The sequence below is a fragment of the Mycobacterium sp. NPDC049093 genome (genome assembly GCF_040704635.1).
In the GTDB taxonomy this organism is placed as follows: Bacteria; Actinomycetota; Actinomycetes; order Mycobacteriales; family Mycobacteriaceae; genus Mycobacterium.
Map to the genome: position 1 here is coordinate 249,021 of NZ_JBEZJS010000009.1, position 7,384 is coordinate 256,404.

Sequence of the window (7,384 nt, forward strand, 5' to 3'; positions counted from 1 at the left end):
TTGCGCGAGGAAGCGACAGTCCAGCCCCGGCACGAACCCAGAACCACCCCAAGAACAAGGTAGGAAGACGAAAAACCATGGCAGAGTTGACAATCTCGGCTGCTGATATTGAAGGTGCCATCGAGGACTACGTATCCTCGTTTTCCGCCGACACCGAGCGTGAAGAGATCGGCACCGTCGTCGATGCCGGTGACGGCATCGCTCACGTCGAGGGCCTGCCCTCGGTCATGACCCAGGAGCTCCTCGAGTTCCCGGGCGGTGTGTTGGGTGTGGCGCTGAACCTCGACGAGCACAGCGTCGGCGCCGTGATCCTGGGTGAGTTCGAGAAGATCGAAGAGGGCCAGCAGGTCAAGCGCACCGGCGAGGTGCTCTCGGTGCCGGTCGGCGACGCCTTCCTCGGTCGCGTCGTCAACCCGCTCGGTCAGCCGATCGACGGCCAGGGCGACATCGAGTCCGAGACCCGGCGCGCCCTCGAGCTGCAGGCCCCTTCGGTGGTGCAGCGTCAGGGCGTCGGTGAGCCGCTGCAGACCGGTATCAAGGCCGTCGACGCCATGACCCCGATCGGCCGCGGCCAGCGTCAGCTGGTCATCGGTGACCGCAAGACCGGCAAGACCGCGCTCTGCGTCGACACCATCCTGAACCAGCGCGAGGCCTGGCTGACCGGTGATCCCAAGCAGCAGGTGCGCTGCGTGTACGTCGCCGTCGGCCAGAAGGGCACCACCATCGCCAGCGTGAAGCGCGCGCTGGAAGAGGGCGGCGCGATGGAGTACACCACCATCGTCGCGGCCCCCGCCTCCGATCCGGCCGGCTTCAAGTGGCTCGCGCCGTACACCGGCTCGGCCATCGGCCAGCACTGGATGTACGACGGCAAGCACGTGCTGATCGTCTTCGACGACCTGACCAAGCAGGCCGAGGCCTACCGCGCCATCTCGCTGCTGCTGCGTCGCCCGCCGGGCCGCGAGGCATACCCCGGTGACGTCTTCTACCTGCACTCGCGCCTGCTGGAGCGTTGCGCAAAGCTCTCCGACGAGCTGGGCGGTGGTTCGATGACGGGTCTGCCGATCATCGAGACCAAGGCCAACGACATCTCGGCCTACATCCCGACCAACGTCATCTCGATCACCGACGGCCAGTGCTTCCTGGAGTCCGACCTGTTCAACCAGGGTGTGCGCCCGGCCGTGAACGTCGGTGTGTCGGTGTCCCGCGTCGGTGGCGCCGCGCAGATCAAGGCCATGAAAGAGGTCGCGGGCTCGCTGCGTCTGGATCTGTCGCAGTACCGCGAGCTGGAGGCCTTCGCGGCCTTCGCCTCGGACCTGGATGCGGCCTCCAAGGCCCAGCTGGACCGCGGTGTCCGCCTGGTCGAGCTGCTCAAGCAGCCCCAGTACAGCCCGTTGGCAGTCGAGGACCAGGTCGTCGAGATCTTCCTCGGTACCCAGGGCCACCTGGATTCGGTTCCGGCCGAGGACGTCTCGCGATTCTCCGGCGAGCTGCTGGAGCACGTGAAGGCCAGCCACTCCGACATCCTCACCGGGATCAAGGAGACCAAGAAGCTCTCCGAGGAGGCTGAGGAGAAGCTGGTCTCGGTCATCAACGAGTTCAAGAAGGGCTTCGCCGCCACCGACGGCAGCTCCGTGGTCGTGAAGGACGCCGAGGCCGAAGCCTTGAATCCCGAGGACCTGGAGAAGGAATCGGTCAAGGTCCGCAAGCCGGCTCCGAAGAAGGCCTAGGTAACCAATGGCAGCCACACTTCGCGAGCTACGCGGGCGTATCCGCTCCGCTTCGTCGATCAAGAAGATCACGAAGGCACAGGAGCTGATCGCCACGTCGCGGATCGCCAAGGCGCAGGCCCGGGTCGATGCGGCCCGGCCCTACTCCACCGAGATCACCAACATGCTCACCGAGCTTGCCGGTGCCAGCGCGCTGGACCACCCGCTGCTCGTTCAGCGGGAGAACCCCAAGCGGGCCGGTGTGCTCGTGGTGTCCTCGGACCGCGGTCTCTGCGGCGGTTACAACGCCAACGTGCTGCGCCGGGCCGAAGAACTCTTCTCGCTGCTGCGGGAAGAGGGCAAGGAGCCGGTGCTGTACGTCGTCGGTCGAAAGGCCTTGGGCTACTACAGCTTCCGTCAGCGTGCGGTCGTCGAATCCTGGACCGGCTTCTCGGAGCGTCCCGAGTACACCAACGCCAGGGAGATCGCCGACACCCTGGTGACGGCGTTCATGTCCGGTGCCGACGACGAAGGCGACGACGCCGGAGCGGACGGCATCCTGGGCGTCGACGAACTGCACATCGTGTCCACCGAGTTCCGGTCGATGCTCTCGCAGACCGCAGTGGCGCATCGGATTGCACCGCTGGTCGTCGAGTACGTCGGCGAGCCGGAAGCCGGTCCGCACACGCTGTATTCGTTCGAGCCGAATGCCGAGGACCTGTTCGACGCGCTGCTGCCGCGCTACATCGCAACCCGCGTGTACGCGGCACTGCTGGAGGCGGCGGCCTCGGAGTCGGCTTCGCGCCGGCGCGCCATGAAGTCGGCCACCGACAACGCCGACGATCTGATCAAGGCACTCACGCTCGCGGCCAACCGCGAACGTCAGGCGCAGATCACCCAGGAAATCAGCGAGATCGTGGGCGGCGCGAACGCGCTGGCCGACGCGCGCTAGCCGGACCAAAGACGAAAGCCTCGTAGGAAAGCGAAGAGAGAATGACTGCTACTGCAGAGAAGACCGCGGGCCGCGTAGTCCGCATCACCGGCCCGGTGGTGGATATTGAATTCCCGCGCGGTGCCGTGCCCGAGCTGTTCAACGCGCTGCACGCCGACATCACCTACGGCGCGCTCGCCAAGACCCTGACGCTCGAGGTTGCCCAGCACCTCGGCGACAACCTGGTGCGCTGCATCTCGATGCAGCCCACCGACGGCCTGGTGCGTGGCACCGACGTCCGCGACACCGGCGCCTCGATCTCCGTGCCGGTCGGCGACGGCGTCAAGGGCCACGTGTTCAACGCCCTCGGTGACTGCCTCGACGAGCCCGGCTACGGCAAGGACTTCGATCACTGGTCGATCCACCGTAAGCCGCCGGCCTTCGCCGACCTGGAGCCCCGCACCGAGATGCTGGAGACCGGTCTGAAGGTCGTCGACCTGCTCACGCCGTACGTGCGTGGCGGCAAGATCGCCCTGTTCGGTGGTGCCGGCGTCGGTAAGACGGTTCTGATCCAGGAGATGATCAACCGTATCGCCCGCAACTTCGGTGGTACCTCGGTGTTCGCCGGCGTGGGTGAGCGCACCCGTGAGGGCAACGACCTGTGGGTCGAGCTCGCCGACGCCAACGTGCTGAAGGACACCGCGTTGGTGTTCGGTCAGATGGACGAGCCGCCAGGCACCCGTATGCGCGTCGCCCTGTCGGCCCTGACCATGGCCGAGTACTTCCGCGACGAGCAGAACCAGGACGTGCTGCTCTTCATCGACAACATCTTCCGGTTCACCCAAGCCGGTTCCGAGGTTTCGACCCTGCTGGGTCGTATGCCTTCGGCCGTGGGTTACCAGCCGACGCTGGCCGACGAGATGGGTGAGCTGCAGGAGCGCATCACCTCGACCCGTGGTCGCTCCATCACCTCGATGCAGGCCGTGTACGTGCCCGCCGACGACTACACCGACCCGGCGCCTGCCACCACGTTCGCCCACCTGGATGCCACCACCGAGCTTTCGCGTGCGGTGTTCTCCAAGGGCATCTTCCCCGCGGTGGACCCGCTGGCCTCGTCCTCGACGATCCTGCACCCCAGCGTCGTCGGCGACGAGCACTACCGCGTCGCCCAGGAAGTCATCCGCATCCTGCAGCGCTACAAGGATCTTCAGGACATCATCGCCATCCTCGGTATCGACGAGCTGTCGGAAGAGGACAAGGTGCTGGTGTACCGCGCCCGTAAGATCGAGCGCTTCCTGAGCCAGAACATGATGGCGGCCGAGCAGTTCACCGGCCAGCCGGGTTCGACCGTGCCGCTCAAGGAGACCATCGAGGCCTTCGACAAGCTGGCCAAGGGCGAGTTCGATCACCTGCCCGAGCAGGCGTTCTTCCTCATCGGTGGTCTGGATGACCTGGCGAAGAAGGCCGAAAGCCTCGGCGCCAAGCTGTGATGAGCGCTTGCGCGAAGAACCAATGGGTTGAGTTGAGCCTTCCTATTCGAGAGGTGGTGTGACATGGCTGATTTGAACGTCGAGATCGTTGCCGTCGAGCGTGAGCTCTGGTCCGGCACCGCTACGTTCGTCTTCACCCGGACCACCGCTGGTGAGATCGGCATCCTGCCGCGGCACATCCCGTTGGTCGCTGAGCTCGTCGACGACGCCATGGTGCGGGTCGAGCGTGAAGGCGAAGACGATCTGCGGATCGCCGTCGACGGCGGTTTCCTGTCGGTGACCGAGGAGACGGTTCGCATCCTGGTGGAGAACGCTGAGTTCGAATCCGAGATCGACGCGGACTCCGCCAAGCGGGATGCGGAGTCCGACGACGAGCAGACAGCGGCCTGGGGTCGGGCGCGCCTGCGCGCTCTCGGCCAGATCGACTGACGACAGAGACGACAGATGAGCGCGCCCATGATTGTCATGGTCGCGCTCGTCTGCGTTCTGCTACTGGCAGTCGGAGCGCTGAGCTACCGATTGTGGAAGCTGCGTCAGGTTGGCGGAACCGCAGCCATCCTGCGTGACTTTCCCGCCGAGGGCGGTAGTGGCTGGCGCCACGGAGTGATGCGCTACCGCGGTGGGGAGGCCGGGTTCTACCGGCTGTCCAGCATGCGGTGGTGGCCTGATCGACGGTTGAGCCGGCGCGGCCTGGAAGTGGTGTCGCGCCGACTCCCACGTGGCGATGAGTTCGACATCATGACCGATCAGATCGCGATTCTGGAACTGCGCGATACCAGCCCCGAACGCCGCCAAGGCTATGAGATCGCCCTGGACCGGGGCGCGCTCACGGCGTTCACCTCTTGGCTTGAGTCGCGGCCGTCACCGCGAGCTCGCCGCCGCAATTACTGAAGCTATTTCTCGGTTCCGCCGCCCGGCTTCCACAGGACATCCCCCTCCGGGTTCGCGACCCGCGACAGGATGAACAACAGATCCGACAGCCGGTTGAGGTACTTCGCAGGCAGCACGCTGACCGACTCACCGTGCTCATCCACCGCGATCCATGCCGACCGTTCGGCTCGGCGAGCCACCGTCCGGGCGACATGCAGCAGGGCGGACAGGGGACTGCCGCCGGGCAGGATGAACGAGTTCAGGGCAGGCAGCGCCTCGTTGAACTCGTCGCACCACTTCTCCAGGCGGTCGATGTAGGCCTGGGCGATCCGTAACGGTGGGTACTCGGGGTTCTCGACGACGGGGGTGGACAGATCAGCGCCCGCGTCGAACAGGTCGTTCTGAATCTGGCGCAATACCGGCAGGATTTGCTGATCGGGTTCGCCCAGGGCTACTGCGACGCCGATGGAGGCGTTGACTTCGTCACAGTCGGCGTAGGCCGCCAACCTCGAATCATTCTTGGAAACCCTGCTGAAATCACTCAGCCCGGTCGTGCCGTCGTCGCCGGTGCGGGTATAGATACGGGTGAGATGAACAGCCATAGCTGAACCGTACCGGGATTGAGGACGAGCCCGCCGGGCTCGGCGGATCTGTCCGAGCAGGCGGAAACTCGACGGCAGGCTGTCTACACTGACCGGCGTGAGCGAGCGTTTCTTGGTGACCGGAGGAAACCGGTTATCAGGCGAAGTTGCTGTCGGTGGGGCAAAGAACAGTGTGCTGAAACTGATGGCGGCCTCATTGCTGGCCGAGGGCACCAGCACGATCACCAATTGCCCCGACATCCTGGACGTGCCGCTGATGGCGGAGGTGCTGCGGGGGTTGGGTGCGACGGTCGAGCTGGACGGTGACACCGTCCGGATCACGTCGCCCGACGAACCGAAGTACGACGCCGACTTCGCGGCGGTCCGCCAGTTCCGCGCCTCGGTCTGCGTGCTGGGACCACTGGTCGGACGCTGCAAGAAAGCGAAGGTCGCGCTGCCAGGCGGTGACGCGATCGGGTCGCGGCCGCTGGATATGCACCAGGCCGGGTTACGTCAGCTGGGCGCGACCTGCAACATCGAGCACGGCTGTGTGGTGGCAGAGGCCGATCATCTGCGGGGCGCCGAGATCCAGCTGGAGTTCCCGTCAGTGGGGGCGACCGAGAACATCCTGATGGCCGCGGTGCTGGCTGAAGGTGTCACCACGATCCACAATGCGGCGCGCGAACCCGACATCGTCGACATCTGCGCGATGCTCAACCAGATGGGCGCCAAGGTCAGCGGAGCCGGGACGTCGACGCTGACGATCACCGGTGTCGACCGGCTCTACCCCACGCAACACCGGGTGATCGGTGACCGGATCGTGGCAGCCACGTGGGGGATAGCGGCGGCGATGACGCGCGGGGACATCTCGGTGACCGGCGTGGACCCCCAGCACCTGCAGCTGGTCCTGCACAAGCTGCACGACGCCGGCGCCACCGTGACCCAGAACGACGACGGTTTCCGGGTGGTCCAGTACGAGCGTCCCAAAGCGGTGAACGTGGCGACGCTGCCGTTCCCGGGTTTCCCGACCGACCTGCAGCCGATGGCCATCGGCTTGGCCGCGGTGGCCGACGGCACATCGATGATCACCGAGAACGTGTTCGAAGCGCGCTTCCGGTTCGTCGAGGAGATGATCCGGTTGGGCGCCGACGCACGGACCGACGGGCACCATGCGGTGGTGCGGGGGATCCCGCAGCTGTCGAGCGCTCCCGTGTGGTCCTCGGATATCCGGGCCGGCGCCGGCCTGGTGCTCGCCGGCTTGGTCGCCGACGGCGAAACCGAGGTTCACGACGTGTTCCACATCGACCGCGGATATCCGTTGTTCGTGGAAAACCTGTTGAGCCTCGGGGCCGAGATCGAAAGAGTAGGCTCCTAAGCAGCACGTCCGAGCCTGTCTTTCAGCCTCGAAATCGCGCTGACCAGCCGATTTGACCTTGAAGGCAGGCGCGCGCTAATCTTTTGAAGTCGCCGCGGAGCGGGTGAAACACCCCGGGCCAGAGCGACTTGACAAGCCAGCCGAGATCGTACTAAGCTGGCGAGGTTGCCTCAGACCGGATGAAATAAGCCAAAATGAAGCAATTTGACTTGCCGGCAAGATTCAGATTAAGCTGGTGGGGTTGCCCCAAAACAGGGTGACAAAGCAGAAAAGCCTGTTGTTTGAGAACTCAATAGTGTGTTTGGTGGTTTTTGTTTGTTGTTTTTGGCCACGCTCTTTTCCCGTTTAGGGTGTGGCTTTGTTTTTTTGATGCCAGTTTGTTGGTGTCTTTTGTTTGGTCGAATTTTTCTGATTCGAATTCTTTCGGGTTT

Annotated in this window: 7 protein-coding genes; 6 read left to right on the plus strand and 1 reads right to left on the minus strand. The window is 64.7% G+C overall.

The features are described 5' to 3' along the window. The first annotated feature begins 77 nt into the window (after positions 1–77). The 5 genes from atpA (at position 78) to AB0876_RS30265 (ending at position 5,018) form a co-directional block, all read left to right on the plus strand. On the plus strand, positions 78–1,727 hold the full coding sequence (gene atpA / locus AB0876_RS30245; protein ID WP_526043749.1) for a F0F1 ATP synthase subunit alpha: 1,650 nt from the start codon (positions 78–80) through the stop codon (positions 1,725–1,727). A gap of 7 nt (positions 1,728–1,734) precedes the next feature. Continuing rightward, positions 1,735–2,658, plus strand: a complete 924-nt coding sequence (locus AB0876_RS30250; protein WP_491842470.1) for a F0F1 ATP synthase subunit gamma — start codon at positions 1,735–1,737, stop codon at positions 2,656–2,658. A 41-nt stretch (positions 2,659–2,699) separates the two neighbouring features. Then, positions 2,700–4,127: a F0F1 ATP synthase subunit beta gene (gene atpD, locus AB0876_RS30255; RefSeq protein WP_044519623.1), complete on the plus strand. Its 1,428-nt coding sequence runs from the start codon at positions 2,700–2,702 to the stop codon at positions 4,125–4,127. Positions 4,128–4,190: 63 nt separating this feature from the next. After that, entirely contained in the window at positions 4,191–4,556 is a 366-nt protein-coding gene (locus tag AB0876_RS30260) for a F0F1 ATP synthase subunit epsilon (RefSeq protein ID WP_491842471.1), read from the plus strand. A gap of 15 nt (positions 4,557–4,571) precedes the next feature. After that, a complete protein-coding gene (locus AB0876_RS30265; protein WP_064884241.1) occupies positions 4,572–5,018 on the plus strand; it encodes a DUF2550 domain-containing protein in 447 nt (148 codons plus the stop codon). Positions 5,019–5,020: 2 nt separating this feature from the next. On the opposite strand, the gene AB0876_RS30270 is transcribed toward AB0876_RS30265, so the two are convergent. Next, positions 5,021–5,599 (minus strand): cob(I)yrinic acid a,c-diamide adenosyltransferase, encoded by a 579-nt coding sequence (locus tag AB0876_RS30270; protein ID WP_526043750.1) that lies wholly within the window; start codon positions 5,597–5,599, stop codon positions 5,021–5,023. A 97-nt stretch (positions 5,600–5,696) separates the two neighbouring features. Between AB0876_RS30270 and murA the strand changes: the two genes are divergently transcribed. Continuing rightward, the gene (gene murA / locus AB0876_RS30275; RefSeq protein ID WP_054602914.1) at positions 5,697–6,953 is read left to right on the plus strand and encodes a UDP-N-acetylglucosamine 1-carboxyvinyltransferase; all 1,257 of its coding nucleotides are present in this window, start codon (positions 5,697–5,699) and stop codon (positions 6,951–6,953) included. Positions 6,954–7,384: the final 431 nt, after the last annotated feature.